The organism is Actinomycetospora sp., assembly GCF_036497245.1.
Taxonomy (GTDB): Bacteria; Actinomycetota; Actinomycetes; order Mycobacteriales; family Pseudonocardiaceae; genus Actinomycetospora.
Genome location: NZ_DASXJS010000085.1, coordinates 1 through 19,297 on the forward strand (window position 1 = coordinate 1; position 19,297 = coordinate 19,297).

The following is a 19,297-nucleotide window of genomic DNA, read 5'->3' on the forward strand; positions in this document are numbered from 1 at the left end:
GTCCGAGGAGGGTCTGCACTACCTGCGCCCGGAGACCGCGCAGGGCATCTTCGTGAACTTCGCCAACGTCATGTCGACCGCGCGCAAGAAGCCGCCGTTCGGCATCGGCCAGATCGGCAAGAGCTTCCGCAACGAGATCACCCCCGGCAATTTCATCTTCCGCACGCGCGAGTTCGAGCAGATGGAGATGGAGTTCTTCGTCGAGCCCGGCTCCGACGAGCAGTGGCACCAGTACTGGATCGACGAGCGGACCCGTTGGTACACCGGGCTCGGCATCGCTCGGGACAACCTGCGCCATTACGAGCACCCCAAGGAGAAGCTCTCCCACTACTCCAAGCGCACCGTGGACGTGGAGTACCGCTTCGCGTTCAACGCGGGCCAGGAGTGGGGCGAGCTCGAGGGCGTCGCGAACCGCACCGACTTCGACCTCACCACGCACTCGAACCACTCCGGGGTCGACCTGTCGTACTACGACCAGGCCACCGACTCCCGGTACAAGCCCTACGTCATCGAGCCCGCGGCCGGTGTCGGCCGCCCGATGATGGCGTTCCTGCTCGAGGCCTACTCCGAGGACGAGGCCCCGAACGCCAAGGGTGGCGTGGACAAGCGCACGGTGCTCAAGCTCGACCCGCGCCTGAGCCCGGTGAAGGCGGCCGTGCTGCCCCTGAGTCGCAACTCCGACCTCTCGCCGGTCGCGCGGGACGTCGCCGCGACCCTGCGCCAGCACTGGAACGTCGACTTCGACGACGCCGGGGCCATCGGCCGCCGCTACCGGCGCCAGGACGAGATCGGCACGCCGTTCTGCATCACCATCGACTTCGACTCGCTCAACGACCAGGCCGCCACCGTGCGCCACCGTGACGAGATGACCCAGGAGCGGGTTGCGCTCGACCAGCTCGAGAGCTACCTGGCCGCCCGACTCATCGGCTGCTGATCCGCCGGGGCCGCCCTCGGCCTGCGCTCGTCCCCGTGCGGGACGAGCGTCGGCGAGTGCGCGGTTGCGCATGCTCGGGTTATCAAGCACCATCCAGGTGGATGGCGCATGGAGGGTAGGACGCGATCGTGGGAGAGGCGGACAAGACCGAGAAGATCACCGTCAACCTCGGGTTGGTGGATCTCGGGCACATCGACCTCCTGGTGCAGGAGGGCTTCTACACGACGCGCACCGACTTCATCCGGACCGCCATCCGCAACCAGCTGAGCGCCAACGGCCCGGCCCTCGACCGCACGGTCGCCCGCCGGACGCTGGTGCTCGGCACCCAGCACTTCTCCCGGAGCGACCTGGAAGCCCTGCGCGACGCGGGCGAGCAGGTCCACATCCGGGTGCTGGGGCTGGCGAGCCTCGCCGAGGACGTCACCCCCGACCTGGCGGTGGCCACCATCGCCTCGGTCGAGGTCCTCGGCGCGTTCCGCGCGAGCCGGGCCGTGAAGGCGGCGCTGGGTCCCCGGATCGTCTGAGCCGTCGGCGGCGTCGGGGTCCTCCCGTCGCCACGCACGCCGCTCGAGGGGACGACGACATGACCGCACCGCGCACACCGGGAGAAGCCGCCCGACGCCTGGCCGAGACGATGACGGCCCGGGTCACCGAGCGCATGACCCGCGGAATGCCCGGCCCGGCCGCCGAGGCCGTCCGTGCAGCGGCGGCCCGGGGGACCAGCGTCGCCGGGGGCGGCCCGGCCTCCGCCGCGATGCGCGAGGCCACCCGGTTGACGCGCGCCGGACGGCTCACCGAGGCGATGACGGTCCTGCAGGGCGCCGCGGGCGCCGGGAACGTCCCGACGACGGCGGGCGCGGGCTCGGCGCGGGCGACCCGGGGGTCGTTCACCGGCCCGGCCGGCACGCGCACCTACCGCGTCGTCGCGCCCTCGAATCCGCAGGAACACCCGCCGCTGCTGGTGATGCTGCACGGCGGCACCCAGGACGCGGACGTCTTCGCGGCCGCGACCGGGATGGACGAGGTGGCCGAGCGCGAGGGGTTCGTCGTCGTCTACCCGGAGCAGGCGCGGTCGGCGAACGCGATGGGCTACTGGAACTGGTTCGAGCCCCGGCATCAGGGCCGGGACGGCGAGCCGTCGCTGATCGCCGGCATCGTCGGGGAGGTCGCGGCCGAGCACGGGACCGACCCGGACCGGGTGTTCGTCGCCGGCTTCTCGGCCGGCGCGGCGATGGCGGCGGTGATGGGGGCGGCGTACCCGGACCTCGTCGCCGCCGTCGGTGTCCACTCCGGGCTCGCGGCCGGGGCGGCCCGCGACGTCGGGTCGGCGTTCGCCGCCATGCGCTCCGGCGCTTATCGCCCGGGCCGCAGCCGTGTGCCGACGATCGTGGTCCACGGCGGCGAGGACGGGACGGTCGCCGTCGCCAACGCCGGCCGCGTCGCCGAGTCCGCCCTCGACGGCGTGCCGGGGTGCGCGCGGTCCGAGGAGCGCGGCGGCGGCCAGGGCGGCCGCGACTGGACCCGCGAGCGCTGGACCGACCCCGAGGGCGGGGTCCGCGTGGAGAGCTGGACCGTCCACGGCAGCGGCCACGCGTGGTCGGGAGGCCGGGCCGGTGGTTCGTACACCGACCCCTCGGGCCCGGACGCGAGCGCGGCGATGGTCGCCTTCTTCGGAGCCGGCCGCGACTGACGGCCCTCGTAGGGGCTCAGCCGACGCCGGCGGTCTCGCGGAGCAGCGCGGGAGGGACCACCACCTCGGTCCGTCCGGTGGCGACGTCGTAGACCAGGCCCGAGACCAGGAAGCCGCCGGCCAACGACGGCGATGACCTGAGGGCCTCGACGTCCACGGCGACCGCGGCCCGGGGATCGTCGATCCGCTTCGCCGGGAGCTCCTGCTCCCCGACCCCGAAGTAGGCGGACAGCATGGCGGGCTCCCCGCCGAGCCGGGTGATCCCGCACTGCGTGTGGTGGAGCACGACGAGATCCCAGCCGGTGCCCATGTCACCCCCGCCGGCCTGCGTGACCTTGCGGAGCATCACGAGCTCGGCGACGGTCGCGGGGGTGACCCGGCCGCCGACGTTGCGGATGATCGCCGCGTCCCCGAGCGCGACACCCAGGACGTGGGCCGGGTCCACACGCGGGTCGACACAGCCGATGATCAGCGTCTTGAGCGCGGGCATCAGGGTCAGTCCGGAGGGGAATCGATGCTCGGCGAAATCGTCGTTCCGCTCGGTCAGGACGGTGATCGTGTCCATGTGATCGCTCTCCGTGTGCTCATGGCCGGCGCCGATCGCCGAGCCGAACACCTGATTCTGGACCGCTCGGTCCGTCAGTCAATCACTCAGGTAGCGGCAGCACGATGCGCAGCCGGGTGGCGATCCGCCGGGACACGACGGCGCCGGTCACCACAGCTCACCACCGGTGAGGACATAGACGAACGGCACGACGGGGATCAGCGAGAGGATGCCCCAGACGATCTTCTGGCTGCCACTGAGCTCGGGTCGGACGATGAGATTGAGCCAGATCAGGATCACCGCGATGGGGTGCAGGAAGCAGACCAGGATCTCGGCGAGCTTCTTCATGGGCCCTGCCCCTCGGTGATCGGCGTCGGGTCGCCGACGATAGTCCTCGGCGGGCGCCTCGACGAGATCTCGCTTCGGGCCTGGCCGCTGACCGACTCCGGGTCCGAGTCCGACGCCGAGGGGTGGGCGCCGGGGTCGTACCCGGCGCGCAGCGTCGCCACGGTCGCTTCCGGGGTGAGGACGGTGACGACGTCCGGGAGCTCCGCCCGCGTCGTCGGGGGCCCGTAGCCGCCCCACGCCCACGGATGCACCGACGCACCCCGGACGAGCCAGAACCCGTCGTCGAGGGTGATCATCACGCCGTCCGGGAGGGTCGCCAGGTCTTCGTGGTGGGTGCGGTGCCTGCCGTCGTCGTCGAGCCGGTCGGCGTGCAGGCGACGGTCGATCTCCCGGGCGCCGCGGGCGTCGTCCGGATGGGCCTGTTCCCAGGCGCGCCGGAAAGCCTGGTAGTCGTGGTGGCGGCACTCGCCGCACGGCCGGTGGCCCGCCGCGAGCGCGGTGGGCTCGTCGAGGAAGTACAGCTCGGTGAGACGGTTCGGCTGCCATTGCGTCCGCTGCCTGCCGTGGAACTCGAGGACGCAGACGATCCACAGGCGGCCCCGGTGATGGCGCGCCGGGTGGCCCCCGGCATCCAGGAGCTGGCCCCGGTTGCCCCAGAAGAGGCCGCGGTCGGCGACGGCGTGCGTGGAGCCGTCGGGGGCGACCCGGTTGGGCCGGCCGGTGGCGTTCGGTGTCACGAAGGCATCGTCCACCCGGGGTCCGACAGCATCCGGGGATGCGGCGGACGGGCGGGCGCCGAGGGAGTCACTGCGTGCCGATCGGATCTCCGTCTGGGCGCGCAGCGACTCCCTGATCACCGTCGGGCGCGCGACCCGGTTGGGCCGGCCGCCGGCGTTCGCGTCACGTCTGCTGCGTGGCCCGTCCCGTCCCTGTCCGGGAGGACGAGCCCCCCGAGCGCGCCGCGGGGATGTCCGGGCTGGTGACCGTCTCCGTGCTGCGGTCCCGGGAGGCCGCGTCGAGCAGCTCACCGATCCGTGAGCCGTCGCGCAGGGGCACGGTCCACTCGTCGATGACCATCCGCAGCACGACGGCGTCGCCCGCGGTCGTGATCTCGGCGAGGCGCAGCCCACCCGGCAGCTCGGGCGGCGGGGCCGTGCCGGACGGCATCCACCACGTCGAGGTCCACCGGCCGAGGGGCGTGATCAGCGCGACGGGGACGAAGCGCAGGCCGTCGTCGGCGACCTCGGGCTCGATCACGAGCTCGATGCCCGGCAGCCACGGCGAGCGCATCTCGCCGTCCACGACGCTGACCTCGGGACTCGGCCCGTCCTGATCCCCCAGCTGGGCGAGCGAGTCCGGGCCCACCGTGGCGGTGATGGTCACCCCGGTGGCCGCGACGGTCGAGCCGACCGTGAGCGTCTCGCACTCCACGACCATCTCCCGGGCGTCGATCTCCGGTGAGGCGACGTCGTGCAGCACCACCTCGACGTCCCGGGCCCGCCCCAGTGACCAGCGGGAGCCCTCTGGCCGCCCGTGCAGCGACACGATCGTGCACGCGGTGTCCCGGACCGTGAAACGCCGTCCCGCCAGCCCCCGCCCGACGCGGCGCAGCAGCGCGAACCACATCCGGGCAGGCGTCGGGGTCGACTCGTCTCGGTCGTCCATGACCCCGAGTGTGGGCGCGCCGCGGGCGTCTCCGGGTGGGCAATCGGGGGAGCACGATGTCCGGCGGTTCCGGCGGGCCGAGCGGTGGTCGTGCCTCGCCCGTCGGCAGGGCCGCGTGAGCCGGATCTCGTTCCGACGGGGGATGCCGCTGACCGCACGGTGGGGGTGACGCCAGGTGATCACCCGATGGGCCACCGGCGCTGGCGGGCGCCGTCGGTGCTGGTCAGGCTGTTGCGCTCGTCGGCGGCCCTGTCGTGGTCTCTCGCGCCGCCCGTCCCGCCTTGTCGCAGTGATTCACAACGACAAGGCGGCAGGGCGACCGCGGGAGCCCGCGACAAGGCGGCCGGGTAGCCGGGGAGGCTCGCCACACGGCGGCTGTCCACCGGACTCGGGCGGGGGACTCAGGCGGAGGCGCGCAGCGACGCCGCGAGCCGCACGAACCCCTCGTCGAGCGGCACCTGCGGGACATAGCCGAGGTCGCGGCGCGCGGCGCTGATGTCGAACCAGTGGGCGGTGGCCAGCTGGCGGGCGAGGAACCGGGTCATCGGTGGGTCGCCGACGTCTCCGAGGCCGGGGACCCGTTCGAGCACCCGCCACACGGTCTCCACCGCGGCGCCCGCCGCGACGGCGACCGGCAGCGGCACGGTGCCGTGGACCGGCTCCAGCCCGCCCGCGACGACGATCCCGTTGACCAGTTCGTGCACCGGGCGCGGATCCCCGGAGGTGATGAAGTACGGCCGTCCCGCGCAGTCCGCGCCCGGGGCGAGCCGGTCGGCGGCGTCGAGGTGGGCCCGGGCGGCGTCGTCGACGTAGGTGGTGTCGATGATCGCCGTCCCGTCGCCGACGAAGCGCAGCCGGCCGCTGCGGGCGCGGTCGAGGATGCGGGGCACGAGCTGGGTGTCGCCCGGGCCCCACACCAGGTGCGGGCGCAGCGCCACCGTCGCCAGGTCGGGGCCGTTCGCGGCGAGCACCAGCCGCTCGGCCTCGGCCTTCGTCTCCGGGTAGGCCGAGTCGAAGTGCGTGGCGTAGGGCAGCGACTCGTCGCCGCCGTCGATGTCCCCGCCGGTGTGCACCACGCTGGGCGTGCTGGTGAAGACGAGCCGCCCGATGCCCGCCTCACGGCAGGCGGCCAGCAGCACCCGCGTGCCCTCGACGTTGCTGTGCCGGAACTGCGCGGCGCTGCCCCGGATCCCGGCCCGGGCCGCCACGTGGAGGACGACGTCACAGCCGGCGACGGCGGTCCGCGCGGTCCCCAGGTCGGTCAGGTCCCCGCGCACCGTCGTGACCCCGCGCTCGCGCAGCGCCGGGTAGTCGCCGCGGGCGAGGCTCGTGACCTCGTCGCCGCGCGCCAGCAGTGCGTCGACGACCGCGCCGCCGAGGAACCCGCCGCCGCCGGTGACCAGCGCCTTCACGCTAGCTCCCGCGTCGCCCAGCGGCCCAGCGCCTCGCGGTCGATCTTGGAGTTGTGCCGGGGGTCGACGGGCAGCGCGGGGTGCTCGAGCAGCGTCGTGATCGCCCGGGTGCGGGTGTCCGCGGCGGCCAGCGCGCGCAGTTCGTCGGACACCTCGACGGTCAACCGGGACCCGGCGAGCATCTCGACGACCACCACCGGGGTCTGACCGACCCCCACGAGCGCGCAGCGGCGCACCGCCGGGTGGTGGTTGAGCACCTCCTCGCACGGGACGCTGTGCAGCGGCCCGTCGGCGGTGTGCACGACGTGGGCGACGCGCCCGGCGAACCACAGCCTGCCCTCGGCGTCGGCGGAGGCGAGGTCGCCCGTGCGGTGGGCGAGCCTGCCGTCCCAGCGCAGCTTCGCGGCCGCGGTGGCCTCGGGGCGGTCGGCGTAGGCGGGGCTCACCACGGGGCCGCGCACCACCACCTCCCCGACCTCGCCGGGCGCGACGAGCCGGTCCGGGGTCAGCGTGTCCACCGGCCCGTCGCTCACGCGCATGAGGGCGACGTCGACGCCGGGCACCGGCCGTCCCACGCAGATCCCGTCGTCGGGCAGGGCCAGTAGCTCGTCGCTGCCGATGGAGGCGACCGGCAGGGCCTCGGTGGCGCCGTAGGGGGTGTGGACCTGCGCGCCCGGGCCGAGCAGCGCGAGCACGCGCCGCTGGGTCTCGCGCGGAACCGGGGCGCCCGCCGAGATGATCTGGCGCAGCCACGGGATCCGGGTCCCGGCGGGCGCGCCACGGCCGAGCCGGTCGAGCAGGGCGGGGGAGCCGAACATGACGGTCGCCCCGCTGCGCTGCGCGGCGTGCACCAGGCGCGAGGGCACGACCTTCGCGGGCCGGGTCGGGTCCATCCGCGGCACCACCGTCGTCATCCCGAGCGCAGGCCCGAACAGCGCGAACGGCGGGAAGGTGGCGAGGCTGACGTCGCCGGGCCCGAGGCCGTAGAGGTCGCGGATGAGGCCGGCCTGGGCGAGCAGCCCGGACTCGTGGTGCTCGACGCCCTTGGGCGGGCCGGTGCTGCCGCTGGTGAACAGGATCGCGGCGGGCGCACCGTCGGGACGCGGCTCCGGCTCGCGCGGCCCGCGTCGGGCTCCGTCACGCTCGAGGCGCCGCAGCGACGTCGTCCGGGGCACGGGGACGGGCCCGGCGGTCACGGCGAGCCGCGCGTCCGGGCACCAGTGCAGCACCCGGCGCGCGAGGTGGGCCTTCGCGATCCCGACGAAGGCCTCCGGTGCGGCCTCACCGAGGCAGTCGCGTACCCGGGCGAGCCCGATGCCGGGGTCGACGACGACGGGGACGGCCCGCACCCGCAGCAGGGCGTAGGCCAGCACGAAGAAGTCGTCGATCGGGGGCACGAGCAGCGCGGTGCGGGTGCCCGGGCCGACGCCCGCGGCGAGCAGGCCCGCCGCGGCGGCCTCCACCCGTCGTTGCAACGCCCCGAAGGTGACCGTGCGCATGCCCCCGACGACTCCCGTCGGCAGCACCAGGGCGGCGTCCCCGGGGCGGGCCGTGGCGTGCGCGGCGAGCATGCCGTCCAACGTCGTGTCGGTGGTGGACACGCTCATCGGTCGGCCAGGAACGTACGGACCCGGGGGACGATCTCCTCGGCGGCGTCCTCGAGCACGTAGTGGCCCGCGTCGGGGTAGCGGTGCACCTCGGCCTCGGGCAGGTACGCGACGAGGTGGTCGAGGATGCCGCCGTCGAACACCGGGTCCTTCATCCCCCAGTGGATCTGCACCGGCTTCGCGTCGAGCAGCGGCAACCGCTCGGCGAGGCGGGTGAGCACCGGGTGGGCCGGGTCCGCCGGGCCGGTGGGGATGTCCTGGACGAAGGCGTGCACGGCGACCCGGTGGGCCGGGCGGTCGTAGGGGGCGAGCAGGCCGCGGCGGGCCTCGGCGTCGAGCCACCACCGGCCGCTGCCCATGGCCAGAGCCCCGAGCGAGAACGCGTTGAACCGCCGGACGGCGACGTCCCCGACGACCGGCAGCCGCGCCGCCTGCAGTGACCACGGGATGCGCTTGTCGGCCGGCAGCGGGAACGCGCCGGTGTTGAGCACGACGACCTTGTCGATGCGGTCGAGGTGCTCCACCGCCCAGGACAGCCCGATCGGCCCGCCCCAGTCGTGCACGACGAGCGAGAGCGGTTGGTCGAGGTCGAGGGCGTCGACGAACTCGGTCAGGTCGGCGACCCGGCGCCCGAGCGTGTGCGGGTAGTCGGCGAGGGCGGGCTTGTCGGAGCGGCCCATCCCGATGTGGTCCGGCGCGATGGCGCGGAACCCGTCGTCGGGGAGGATGGCCAGCAGCGACCGGAAGTAGAACGACCAGGTCGGGTTGCCGTGGACGTGCAGGACCGGCCGTGCTGCGCCCACTCCGTCGGGCCGCTCGTCGACGTAGGCCATCGTGTGCCCGCCGATCTCGACGGTGCGGGTCGCGAAGGGGAACCCGGGCAGGGCCCGCGGCGCCGTCGTGGTCACCAGATCACCTCCGCGGCCGCGGCGTTGATCCCGCTGCCGACGCCCATGAGCATCACGCGGGACCCGTCGGTGACGGTGCCGTCGTCGACGGCCTTCGACAGCACCGTCGGGACCCCGGCCGGGCCGATGTTGCCGAGGGACGGGAACTGCGAGGGGAAGCGGTCGAGGTCGAGGCCCATCTGCTCGGACACCGCGCGGGTGTGCACCTTGCTGACCTGGTGCAGGCAGTAGACGTCGTAGCTCTCGGGGTCCCACTCGAACGCGGCGACGGCGTCCTTCCAGGCGCGGCCACCGAGCTCCATGCCGGCCATGAGCAGGCCGCGGGTGTCGGTGCGCATCTCGTCGGCCTGCCCGACGCACAGCTCGGAGTTCCCGATGGTGCTCGCGCGGCCCAGGCCGCCGAGGAATCGGTGCCCGCCCGGCCCGTCGGCGCGCGAGAGCACCATCGCGACGGCGCCCGACCCGACGGTCAGGGTGGCGAACTGCTCGTGGAACATCGCGCGGGTGGACGTATCGCCCGCGAGTCGCGCGATCGTCGATTCCATGGCGAATCGACTCGTCTCGCCCGCCACCACCAGCCCGTGGTCGATCTCGCCGGACGAGATCATCGTCGAGACGACGTTCATGCCGTTGATGAAGCCCAGGCACGCATTTCCCAGATCGAAGTTCGCCGCTTCCGGCGACAGTTCCATGCGGCCGTGCACGATACTCGCCGTCGACGGTTCCAGATGATCGCGGCTCACCGAGGTGTTGATCAGGGCGCCGATGTCGGCGCGGGGTACGCCGCTGCGCGCCAGGGCCTCCTCCCCGGCCCGGGCGGCGACCTCGCTGGGCATCGTCCCCTCGTCCCAGATGCGCCGTTCCTGGATGCCGGAGAGCTTCTCGAGCAGGCCCGAGCTGATGCGCAACCGCTTCAGCGTGCCGGCCAGCCGCCCCTCGAGCTCGGTCGAGGTGACCGCGTGCGGCGCGTCGACGTGCGCCAGGCCGGTGATCACCACGTCGTCGTACCGCTGTGCCGCTCTCATCGCCCGAGAATGCGGGAGGGTCACTTGTTCCGCCAGGTGGCCGTGATCGGCTCACATCATTCTTACGGGCACCGACGATCGATACCGGGAATCACACGAACTCGGGTAACAGGAAAGATCGAGACCTGTTTCGGCCGAACGGTGGTATGCCCGTGCTCCACTCGCCGCCAATTCACCTGTCGGGCATCGTACGGCACTACTGTCCGGTACGGCGACGCGCTCTGTGCGACATTCCCGGTATTCGGTGGGCGGTCCGGTGCGGTTGATCATGCCCGTGGTGCAAGCAATGGTCCATTGCTGTCATCTGACGAGCGCGGGGCGCCATCCACTCGAACGCGGGCGGCTGACCCCCGACGAGCCTGCGACGCGGCGCCCGGCCCCGCCGAGTGGGCTCCCGGGGCTGTGCCCGCAGCCCAGCGGGTCCACTCGGGCTGCGACGCGGCGCCCGGCCCCGCCGAGTGGACTCCCGGGGCTGTGCCCGCAGCCCTCCGGGCCCACTCGGCGGGCGGAGCCGGGAGCCTGCACACGGTGGCGTGGAGTGTCGGGGGGACCGCCTACCCTGGCGGTGTGAGTGGGCCGACCAGCAGGAGTCCGTTGAGCGAGGTGCTCGCCGGGACCCCCGGCTCCGACGAGGCCGTCGGTGTCGTCCGGGTGCTGGAGCGGCACGGTTTCGGCACCGTCGAGCCAGGTCAGCTGTTCGCCGCCCGCGGCGAGCACCGGGGCGGTGACCTGCTGCGCGGCGCGGTGGATGACCGGGCGGTCGAGCTCGCCCTCGCCGCGCTCACCGCGCCCACCCTCGGCGAGGCCCACGTGCCCGAGGACGACGCCGTGGCCGCCGGGCTGGCGTGCGCAGGCGGCGCCACCCTGCTCGCCCACGCGCTGGCCGCCGATCCGGCGCGCGCCCTGGCCGCGGCGTTCGCCGCCGGGGCCCCCGCGGCCCTCGTCTCGCCCGTCGACGGGACCCGCGCGCTCGCGGTCACCGGTCCGGCGCTCGACGAGGCGCACGGCTCCCTCGGCTCTGAGGCACTCGACGACGCCGCGCTGGAGCACGTCCGCGGCCTGCTGCGCCGCGGGGCGACCGCCACCGACCGCACCGAGCTCGCGGGGACCGACGTCCTGGTCGACCTGTGGGTGCCGGTGCCCTCGCTGCTCGTGGCGGGCGCCGGCGCGATCGCCGCGGCGCTCGAGGCCCAGGCCGTCGTGCTCGGATGGGGCTACGGGCAGGTCGCGGGCGTCGAGGAGACCACGGCCGCGGTCGCCGCGTTCACCGAGGCCGACGTGCTGGTGCTGCTCGACCACGACCCGGCCTTCGACGCCGCGCTGCTCGCCGGTCTGCGCCACGGGCGCGGGTTCCTCGGCGCGCTCGGCTCGCGTCGCACTCAGGCCGCCCGCCGGGAGCGGCTCCTCGCGGCGGGCGTCACGGAGGCGGGTCTCGCCGGGGTTCGCGGGCCGGTCGGGCTCGACCTCGGCGCCCGCACCCCCGCCGAGACGGCGGTGTCGATCGTCGCCGAGGTCATCGCCTCCCGCAGCGGGCGCGACCCTGCCGCGCTCTCGGCCGGACGGGGGCAGATCGGCGCATGATCCGGCCCGGACAGGCGCCGACCCGGACCCACAGCCGCCCCCGCGCGGCCCTCACGTGGGCGCCCCGGGTCGTCGTCGGAGCCCTCGTCGTCGGCCTGCTGCTGGTGGGCGGCACCGCCGTCCGCGTCTGGGCGCTCGGACGCGTCGACGAGCGCACGCCCACCGACGTGATCCTCGTGCTCGGCGCCGCCCAGTACGACGGCAGGCCGTCCCCCGTGCTCGAGGCGCGCCTGCAGCACGCGCTCACGCTCTACCAGCAGGGTGTCGCCCCGACCATCGTCACCGTCGGCGGGGCCGCGCAGGGTGACCAGTTCTCCGAGGCGGAGAGCGGCGACCGCTGGCTGACCGAGCACGGCGTCCCGAACCGCGACGTCCTCCCCGTCGACGAGGGCCGGGACACGCTGGGCAGCTTCGAGGCGATCGGGTCGGTCGCGAAGGCGCGGAACTGGACCTCCGCGGTGATCGTCAGCGACCCCTGGCACTCGCTGCGCTCCCGCACCATGGCCCGCGATGTGGGGCTCGACGCCACGACCTCGCCGACCAAGACCGGCCCGGTGGTGCAGACCCGGGAGACCCAGTTCTTCTACATCGTCCGCGAGACCGCGGGCCTGCTCTACTACCACTTCGCGCACGCCTCGTCGGACTTCTCCGACCCGAGCCTGCAGTGACCGCGGCCCGGCGGGACCCGCGCGAGCGGTTCTTCCCCGAGGTGCCCAAGCGCGGCCCGGACCGGCGCACGCCGTTCGCGCGCGACCGCGGGCGGGTGCTGCACTCCGCCGCGCTGCGTCGCCTCGCCGGGAAGACCCAGGTCGTCGGACCGGGGGAGGACGCCGAGGTCACGGGCGTGCCCCGCACCCGGCTCACGCACTCCCTGGAGGTCGCGCAGATCGGGCGGGGCATGGCCGAGGAGCTGGGCCTCGACCCCGACGTCGTCGACACCGCGGGCCTCGCCCACGACATCGGGCACCCGCCGTTCGGGCACAACGGCGAGCGCGCCCTCGACGTGATCATGGCGGACGCGGGCGGGTTCGAGGGCAACGCCCAGTCCCTGCGGCTGCTCGCCCGTCTCGAGCCCAAGACCCTCGACGACGAGCGCTGCCGCGGGCTCAACCTCACCCGGGCGACCCTCGACGCCTGCATGAAGTACCCGTGGCCCCGCCGTGCGGGGATCCGGAAGTTCGGGGTCTACGACGACGACGTCGAGGTCTTCGCCTGGGTCCGTGCGGGCCTGTCCGCGGCGCGGGCCGACGTGCCCTGCCTCGAGGCGCAGACCATGGACTGGGCCGACGACGTGGCGTACTCGGTGCACGACGTCGAGGACGCCATCCTCGCGGGCCGCATCGACCCCGACCGGCTCGCCCACCCGGACGACGGCCTCCTCGCGCTCGCCGCCGACGCGTTCGGGGCGGGCGCCGCCGACCTGCAGGCCGCCGCCGCGCGCCTCGCCGGCTACCCGCCCCTGGTGGCCGTGGTCCGCGAGGCCGGGGGACGCGGCGAGCCGGGGACGCTGTCCGCGCAGGTCGCGCTCAAGCACCTGACCAGCGAGCTCGTCGGACGCTTCGTCACCGCCGCCGTCGACGCGACCCTCGCGGTGACCGGTGACACGGTGGGGCCGGACGACGACCTCGTCGTCCCGCCCGGGGTGCGCGCGGAGGTGACGCTGCTCAAGGCGGCCGCCGTGCGCTGGGTGATGTCCGACCCCCAGCGCCTGGCGGCCCAGGAGCGGGAGCGGGGGCTGCTGAGCGACCTGGTCGGCCGGCTCTGCGACGGCGCGCCGGGCGTCCTGGACCCCGCCTTCCGCCCGGCATGGGACGCTGGCCGGGACGCCGCGGCCCGGCTGCGGGTCGTCGTCGACCAGGTCGCGGTCCTCACCGACGCGCAGGCCCGGTCGTGGTCGGCCCGCCTGGACGCCGAGGGACCGCGGCGGTTGGTGTCGGGATGACGGGCAGGCCGGCGACGCCGGCGGGGCCAGGGGGAGGACCGGTGACGGTCGGAGCGGCGGCTGGAGCCGCGGAAGGCACCGCGACCGGTCGGCTCACGATCCGCTCCGCGCACCCGGCCGCGTCCCGCGCCGTCGGGGTCACCGGCGACCTGGCCCGTCGCGCCCGCCGCCGCCCGCTCACCACGACGGCCGTGCTGCTCGGCCTCGCCGTCGTCCTCGACATGGTGCTGATGTGGCAGCGGCGCTGGATGTCCGACGACGGCCTGATCTTCCTGCGCACCGTGCGGCAGATCCTGGACGGGCACGGGCCGGTGTACAACGTCGGCGAGCGCGTGGAGACCAGCACCTCGACGCTGTGGACCGTCCTGCTGCTGGGGCTCTCCGTGCTGCCGGTGCGCCTCGAGTACGTCGCGGTCGCGGCCGGGCTGGTGCTCTCCGCCGCCGCGCTCGGGCTCGCGTTCGACGGCGCGCGCCGGCTCACCGGGCTCGGGCGGGTGGTCGTGCCCGCCGGGGGTCTGGTGCTGCTCGCCATGCCGCCGTTCTGGGACTTCGGCACGTCCGGTCTCGAGACCGGGATGTCGTTCTGCTGGCTGGCGTTCACCTGGTGGCTGCTCGTGCGCCGGTCCCAGCGCGAGCCCCGGCTGTTCCCCGCCCGCGGGTCACGCCGCCGCCCCGGGGCGGCCTGGCCGTCGGCGCTGATCATCGGGCTCGGCCCGCTCGTGCGGCCCGACCTCGCCCTGGTCTCGGTGACCGCCGGGATCGCGCTCGCCGTGCTCGAGCAGCCCCGGGACCGGCGCGGGTGGCTGCGGCTCGCGGGGCTCGGGGCGCTGTGCGTCGCACCCGCCGCCGCGTACGAGGTGTTCCGTGCCGGGTACTACGGCCTGCTGGTCCCGTCGACGGCGCTGGCCAAGGAGGCCGGGGTCGCCCTCTGGGGCCGGGGGTACTCGTATCTGCGCGACACGGTCGGCACCTACTGGCTCTGGGTCCCGGCGCTGCTCCTGCTCGCCTCGGCCGCGGGAATCGTCGGCCCTCGGGTGGCGCGCAGCGAGTGGTGGGCCCGGTGGCGGGGGAGGCCCGTTCCCGGCGCCGAGGCCGCGGATGCCGGGATCCGGGCGACCCGCGCGTGGGACCGCGCCGGGACCGCGGCGGTGGCGCTCGCCCCCGTCGTCGGGGGTCTGGGCATGGTGCTCTACGTCGTCCGCGTCGGCGGGGACTTCATGCACGCGCGCATGCTGCTCCCGGCGATCTTCTGCGTGCTCCTTCCGGTCATGGCCCTGCCGGTGCGCCGGCGCACGGCGCTGCCGCTCCTGACGCTGCTGGTGTGGGCCCTCGTCGTCGGGACCCACGCCCGGATCAACTACGACGGCATCTCGGCGTCCGGGATCGCCGACGAGCGCGACTTCTACATCCAGCTCCTCGGCACGCCGCACCCGATGACGGCCGAGGACTACCGCGGCCACCCGTACGTCGCGGGCGGAGCGCGGCTGATCGCGCAGAGCCCGGTGCCGGTCCTCGCCCTGCAGGCCCGGGGTCTCGGACCGGCGGGCCCGGAGTGGGAGACGGTGCCGCTCGCTCCCGGCGAGCCGAGCGGGATGGTGTTCCTGAACCTGGGCGTGGCGGGCGCGCTCAACCCGCTCGACGTGCGCGTCACCGACACCGTCGGGCTCGCGGAGCCCCTGGCGGCCCACACGTACATGGTTCCCGACGGCCGCGTCGGCCACGACAAGAACCTGCCCGCAGCCTGGTACGTGGCCGAGGGCGGTGGCGTGCCCCCGGACGACCGGGCGGTGCGGCCCGACGACGTCGCGGCGGCCTCGAGGGCCCTGCAGTGCCCGGCGATCCGCGAGCTGGAGGCCTCGGTCTCGGCCCCGCTCACGTGGTCGCGGTTCCGGTCCAACCTCGTCGGCGCCCCGGCGCGCACCGCCCTGCGCTACCCCCGCGACCCGGTGCTGACCGAGGTCGCGTGCACACCGCCCGCACGGTGATCGATCCGCGGCGCAGCGTTTGCGCAGTGATCGCCGACTGAAGGGCGATCCGGGCGGGGCATCCGTGGTAATCGCGCTGCTCCGAACCGGTGCACTTCGCGATCGGTATCGGCATGGTCACCCTGGGCTCATCCACCCGTCCGGGGGCGGAGTACCCCCGCTCTGCCGCACCCCCGTTGCGGTGTTCGGCCCTCCGGTCCCGGGCACTTGCGGGACAGGAGTGAGACCTGGATGCCCGCTGGAAACCGGCGTTCGACCCACCACGCGGCGTGTCGCCCCGCGACACGAGGCAGAGACGCAGCGTGATGTCGCACCCGGAGGAATCGTTCCCCGTTGGGCCGAACGGTGCTGTTGCCGGTCACGTGGGGCGATCCTTACCGTTCCCCGGTCCGAGACCCCGACACAGTGAGGTACGGCGTGGTCGCAACCGGGTGGACGGCATCACCTGCCGTCGACCTCGTGCGCGAGCCTTCCCCCGCCGGGGTCGATCGGTTCGTCGACGGGCTCGCCGCACTTCCGGGCGCCGAGTACGTGCTCGCCGTGGCCTTCGACGGCGCGCGGGTGCTGGGCGAGGTCGGCACCGTGCCCGGACCGGCGCTCGCCGTCATCGACTGGGCGCGCCAGCTCGGCGCCGTCTCGCACGACCGACGGTGCGAGCTCGAGGACCTGGTGCTGACCACGAGCACGGCGTTCCACCTGGTGCGCCTCGTGCCCACCGGCCCCGGCGACGACGCGGTGTGGATGGCCGTCCGCATCGATCGCGCGCGCGGGAACCTCGCCCGGACCCGGCGGGCACTCGCGGGCCTGGGTGCGCCCGGCTCGGCGACCGGGCCCCGCGCGCTGACCGCGGCCCCGGAGCAGGCGTCACCCGCGCCGTTCGTGCCCGCATCGTCGGCTCCCGCGCCGCCGTCGTCCACGGGGCCGTCGCCGTTCTCGTCCGCCGGGTCCCCGTCGTCGTCCCGGAGCGAGCCCTCCCGGAACGAGCCCTTCCGGCCGTTCGAGCCGGTGCAGCCGTTCGAGCCCGTGAGGCCCTTCCGGCCCACCGGGCCCTCCGAGTCCGCTCGGCCGTTCGAGCCGGTGAGGCCCTTCGAGCCCTACCGACCGTCCGAGCCCCACCGCCCGTCCGAGCCCGCCCGGCCGTTCGAGCCCGCCCGGCCGTTCGAGCCCGCCGAGGGCCGTGCCTCCCGGGCGTGGCCGACATCGCGTCCGGCCGGTCCGGCCGCCGCGTCGTCGCCGTCCGACCTGTTCGCGAAGCCCGAGCCCTCGCCGGCGTCCGGCCCGATCACGGCGTCCCCGACGACCGGCGGGTTCCCGGCGGCCATGCCCGGCGCCGCGGGCGGGGCAAAAGAGCGGTCCGCCGAGATCCCACCCCCGCGGCCGTCCGACCCGGACACGAGCGGACGTCGCCTCGAGCGGCACACTCCGCAGCGTTCGTCGTCACCCGGGTACCGGGATCACCGGGAGTCCGGGCCACACGGCCCCGACGTCGTGCCGCCTCCGCCGCCCCCGCCCGCCCCGGAAGAGGACGGCGCTGACGACCCCGCGGTCCGCCGCCTCCCGCTCACGGTCCGCCAGGCGAGCCGCAGGTCCGGTCGGGGCGCACGCGGAACCACCGCCGAGCCGGCCCCGGCCGCCGAGCCCACCGAGCAGGCTGCGGGAACCGAGCGGGCTGAGGGGACCGAGGAGGCCCGGGGGACCCATCAGGCCCCCGGGACCCAGAAGGTCGCCGAGAAGGCCGCAGGCACCGAGCGGTCGGCCCGCGCCGAACCGTCCGTGCGCGCCGAACCGTCCGTGCGCGCCGAGCCGGGCGTGCCCGCGGCCCGTGCGTCGGCGGAGAGCCCACCGGCTCCGTCCATCCCCGCTCCGCGGGGGGTGAGCCTGTGGGCTCCCGTGGTCGTCGTGCCGCCCCCGCCGTCGCCCGTGCCGGAGGACGACACCACCGAGATGCCGGCACCGGTGCCCTACCCGATCATCACCGCGCCGCCCCTGGAGGACACCCACCCCGAGACGTCCGAGCCCGCCGTCGCCGTTGCTCCAGGAGCCGAGATCCCGACCGGGACGAGCGACGACGAATCCGCCCCCCACGAGGACGACCTGCCGGAGCTCCCGCGCCGCACACCGGGCGCCCAGGTGCTCCCGGGCCGCCCCACCCCCCGATCCGTCCCGACGGCCCGCCCTGCGGCCGCCGTGGCCGGCGCCGCGGCGTTCACTCAAGAGCCCTCGGTGCTGAGACGGCTGATCGACGGACTACGTCGTCTGTCCTGACCCCCGTCGTCCCCCGATCCGAGCCACCCCCGATGGAGATCCCTTTTAATGGCTGACATCGATTATGTCCTCAACGCCGCAACCAACATCAAAGGCGCTTTCGCGGTCGCGATCGTCGACTACGAGAGCGGCATGACCCTCGGCTCACGCGGCGGCAGCGCGGAGTTCGACCTCGACGTCGCCGCTCCCGGCAACAGCGAGGTCGTCCGTGCGAAGTTCGACGTCATGCAGAAGCTGGGCCTGCGCGAGACGATCGAGGACATCCTGATCACCCTCGACACCCAGTACCACCTGATCCGCCCGGTGTACTCCCGCACCGAGGACGACAAGATCTTCTTCTACCTGGTCCTCAACCGTCAGCAGGCCAACCTCGCCATGGCTCGACGCGACCTGAAGATGATCGCCCAGCGCTTCACGATGGATGGACCCGACTCCGGCCCGGCCGCCGACCCGGGGTATTACCAGCAGGCCGGCCGGCGCTGACCGGTCCGTGGGACGGCATCGTCACGTCACGTGCGTCCGCACCGACGGGCTCTCGACGGTGCTGGCGTCGCTGCTCGAGGACCGGCGGGTGGTCGCCGCGACACTCGTCGACCTCGAGAGCGGCTTCATCCTCGACGCCTGCACGCGGGAGGGCGACCACGCCGACCTCGAGCTCCTCGGGGCAGGTCACGCCGACCTCGCACGGGCGGCTCCGGCGCTGACCGGGGACAAACCGGGTGCGACGGCCACGCTGACCGTCGAGACCGGCGACGGGTGGGTTCACCTGTTGCGCGAGATCCCCGACCCGCACGGCGACCGTCTCGTGCTCGCCGCCGTCGTGGCGGGGAGCCCGCGGGCGGTCGGACGGGCCCGGCAACGGCTCGCGGAGGTGCCGATCGAGGCGCTCACCGCGGGTCCGACGCTCGAGCGCCGTCCGGTCGACGGGCGATGGCTGGTGGGGCCCGTGGCGCCCGCCGTCCCCGCCGTGACGCCGGGGGGGCTGCCGGGCCTGGAACCGGTGGTCCCGAGAATTCCGTCCAGCACGCCGATCGGGGATGCGGCGCGCGAGCCCGCCGGGTTGTTCGCGCCGACCCTGGGGTTCGTCGGCGAGGAGCCCGCGCCGCCACCGGCGATGGTCCCCGTCGTCGTCACCTCGGCACCCGAGCCGACCCGCTGGGCCGGCGCACCGGAGGCGGCGTTCGCCCCGGAGGCGGACGACGAGCCGGAGCCGGACGACCGGGCGGGGCCAGAGGACCGGGCGGAACCGGACGACGAGCCGGACCAGGAGGAGGAGCTCGACGAGGCCTGGGGGGTCCCGTCCCCGCGCCAGGAACCGGCCGCGGTCGAGACCTGACCCAGGACCGACCGTGATCCACTTCTGTGTCGCGGAATGCCCCAGATCTGGGGCA

Annotated in this window: 18 protein-coding genes; 10 read left to right on the top strand and 8 right to left on the bottom strand. The window is 74.6% G+C overall.

What is annotated here, in order from left to right:
• From VGI02_RS09455 to VGI02_RS09465, 3 genes are all read left to right on the top strand, one after another.
• On the top strand, positions 1–934 hold a 934-nt coding region (locus VGI02_RS09455), incomplete at its 5' end, for a glycine--tRNA ligase (protein WP_331627079.1).
• A 128-nt stretch (positions 935–1,062) separates the two neighbouring features.
• The gene (locus tag VGI02_RS09460) at positions 1,063–1,458 is read left to right on the top strand and encodes a ribbon-helix-helix domain-containing protein (RefSeq protein ID WP_331627080.1); all 396 of its coding nucleotides are present in this window, start codon (positions 1,063–1,065) and stop codon (positions 1,456–1,458) included.
• A gap of 59 nt (positions 1,459–1,517) precedes the next feature.
• Positions 1,518–2,624, top strand: coding sequence for an extracellular catalytic domain type 1 short-chain-length polyhydroxyalkanoate depolymerase (locus VGI02_RS09465; protein WP_331627081.1), 1,107 nt, complete (start codon positions 1,518–1,520; stop codon positions 2,622–2,624).
• Between the two features lie 16 nt (positions 2,625–2,640).
• Here VGI02_RS09465 and VGI02_RS09470 read toward each other — a convergent pair whose 3' ends face one another.
• From VGI02_RS09470 to VGI02_RS09505, 8 genes are all read right to left on the bottom strand, one after another.
• Positions 2,641–3,189: a carbonic anhydrase gene (locus tag VGI02_RS09470; protein ID WP_331627082.1), complete on the bottom strand. Its 549-nt coding sequence runs from the start codon at positions 3,187–3,189 to the stop codon at positions 2,641–2,643.
• Between the two features lie 147 nt (positions 3,190–3,336).
• The gene (locus tag VGI02_RS09475; protein WP_331627083.1) at positions 3,337–3,516 is read right to left on the bottom strand and encodes a hypothetical protein; all 180 of its coding nucleotides are present in this window, start codon (positions 3,514–3,516) and stop codon (positions 3,337–3,339) included.
• Positions 3,513–4,253 (bottom strand): hypothetical protein, encoded by a 741-nt coding sequence (locus VGI02_RS09480; protein WP_331627084.1) that lies wholly within the window; start codon positions 4,251–4,253, stop codon positions 3,513–3,515. Before VGI02_RS09480 ends, VGI02_RS09475 begins: the two co-directional genes overlap by 4 nt.
• A gap of 163 nt (positions 4,254–4,416) precedes the next feature.
• On the bottom strand, positions 4,417–5,181 hold the full coding sequence (locus tag VGI02_RS09485) for a hypothetical protein (RefSeq protein ID WP_331627085.1): 765 nt from the start codon (positions 5,179–5,181) through the stop codon (positions 4,417–4,419).
• 401 nt (positions 5,182–5,582) lie between these two features.
• The gene (locus tag VGI02_RS09490) at positions 5,583–6,593 is read right to left on the bottom strand and encodes an NAD-dependent epimerase/dehydratase family protein (RefSeq protein WP_331627086.1); all 1,011 of its coding nucleotides are present in this window, start codon (positions 6,591–6,593) and stop codon (positions 5,583–5,585) included.
• A complete protein-coding gene (locus tag VGI02_RS09495) occupies positions 6,590–8,200 on the bottom strand; it encodes a fatty acid CoA ligase family protein (RefSeq protein ID WP_331627087.1) in 1,611 nt (536 codons plus the stop codon). Before VGI02_RS09495 ends, VGI02_RS09490 begins: the two co-directional genes overlap by 4 nt.
• Positions 8,197–9,108: an alpha/beta fold hydrolase gene (locus VGI02_RS09500; RefSeq protein WP_331627088.1), complete on the bottom strand. Its 912-nt coding sequence runs from the start codon at positions 9,106–9,108 to the stop codon at positions 8,197–8,199. The genes VGI02_RS09495 and VGI02_RS09500 overlap by 4 nt, the downstream gene beginning before the upstream one ends.
• Positions 9,105–10,133 (bottom strand): 3-oxoacyl-ACP synthase III, encoded by a 1,029-nt coding sequence (locus VGI02_RS09505; protein WP_331627089.1) that lies wholly within the window; start codon positions 10,131–10,133, stop codon positions 9,105–9,107. The genes VGI02_RS09500 and VGI02_RS09505 overlap by 4 nt, the downstream gene beginning before the upstream one ends.
• A 567-nt stretch (positions 10,134–10,700) precedes the next feature.
• On the opposite strand from VGI02_RS09505, the gene VGI02_RS09510 reads away from it, so the two are divergent.
• From VGI02_RS09510 to VGI02_RS09540, 7 genes are all read left to right on the top strand, one after another.
• Positions 10,701–11,714 (top strand): XdhC family protein, encoded by a 1,014-nt coding sequence (locus VGI02_RS09510; protein WP_331627090.1) that lies wholly within the window; start codon positions 10,701–10,703, stop codon positions 11,712–11,714.
• A complete protein-coding gene (locus VGI02_RS09515; RefSeq protein WP_331627091.1) occupies positions 11,711–12,382 on the top strand; it encodes a YdcF family protein in 672 nt (223 codons plus the stop codon). Before VGI02_RS09510 ends, VGI02_RS09515 begins: the two co-directional genes overlap by 4 nt.
• Positions 12,379–13,656, top strand: coding sequence for a deoxyguanosinetriphosphate triphosphohydrolase (locus VGI02_RS09520; RefSeq protein WP_331627092.1), 1,278 nt, complete (start codon positions 12,379–12,381; stop codon positions 13,654–13,656). The genes VGI02_RS09515 and VGI02_RS09520 overlap by 4 nt, the downstream gene beginning before the upstream one ends.
• A 41-nt stretch (positions 13,657–13,697) precedes the next feature.
• Positions 13,698–15,641, top strand: coding sequence for an arabinofuranosyltransferase AftB family protein (locus VGI02_RS09525; RefSeq protein ID WP_331627093.1), 1,944 nt, complete (start codon positions 13,698–13,700; stop codon positions 15,639–15,641).
• Positions 15,642–16,100: 459 nt separating this feature from the next.
• Positions 16,101–17,906, top strand: a complete 1,806-nt coding sequence (locus VGI02_RS09530) for a hypothetical protein (RefSeq protein ID WP_331627094.1) — start codon at positions 16,101–16,103, stop codon at positions 17,904–17,906.
• 48 nt (positions 17,907–17,954) lie between these two features.
• On the top strand, positions 17,955–18,389 hold the full coding sequence (locus VGI02_RS09535; RefSeq protein WP_331627095.1) for a hypothetical protein: 435 nt from the start codon (positions 17,955–17,957) through the stop codon (positions 18,387–18,389).
• A 7-nt stretch (positions 18,390–18,396) separates the two neighbouring features.
• The gene (locus tag VGI02_RS09540) at positions 18,397–19,242 is read left to right on the top strand and encodes a hypothetical protein (protein WP_331627096.1); all 846 of its coding nucleotides are present in this window, start codon (positions 18,397–18,399) and stop codon (positions 19,240–19,242) included.
• Positions 19,243–19,297 lie beyond the last annotated feature (55 nt).

Coding starts and splice junctions, on each gene's coding strand:
- VGI02_RS09485 (WP_331627085.1), bottom strand. CDS start 5,181: ATGGACGACCGAGACGAGTCGACCCCGACGCCTGCCCGGATGTGGTTC.
- VGI02_RS09505 (WP_331627089.1), bottom strand. CDS start 10,133: ATGAGAGCGGCACAGCGGTACGACGACGTGGTGATCACCGGCCTGGCG.
- VGI02_RS09535 (WP_331627095.1), top strand. CDS start 17,955: ATGGCTGACATCGATTATGTCCTCAACGCCGCAACCAACATCAAAGGC.
- VGI02_RS09470 (WP_331627082.1), bottom strand. CDS start 3,189: ATGGACACGATCACCGTCCTGACCGAGCGGAACGACGATTTCGCCGAG.
- VGI02_RS09475 (WP_331627083.1), bottom strand. CDS start 3,516: ATGAAGAAGCTCGCCGAGATCCTGGTCTGCTTCCTGCACCCCATCGCG.
- VGI02_RS09465 (WP_331627081.1), top strand. CDS start 1,518: ATGACCGCACCGCGCACACCGGGAGAAGCCGCCCGACGCCTGGCCGAG.
- VGI02_RS09495 (WP_331627087.1), bottom strand. CDS start 8,200: ATGAGCGTGTCCACCACCGACACGACGTTGGACGGCATGCTCGCCGCG.
- VGI02_RS09515 (WP_331627091.1), top strand. CDS start 11,711: ATGATCCGGCCCGGACAGGCGCCGACCCGGACCCACAGCCGCCCCCGC.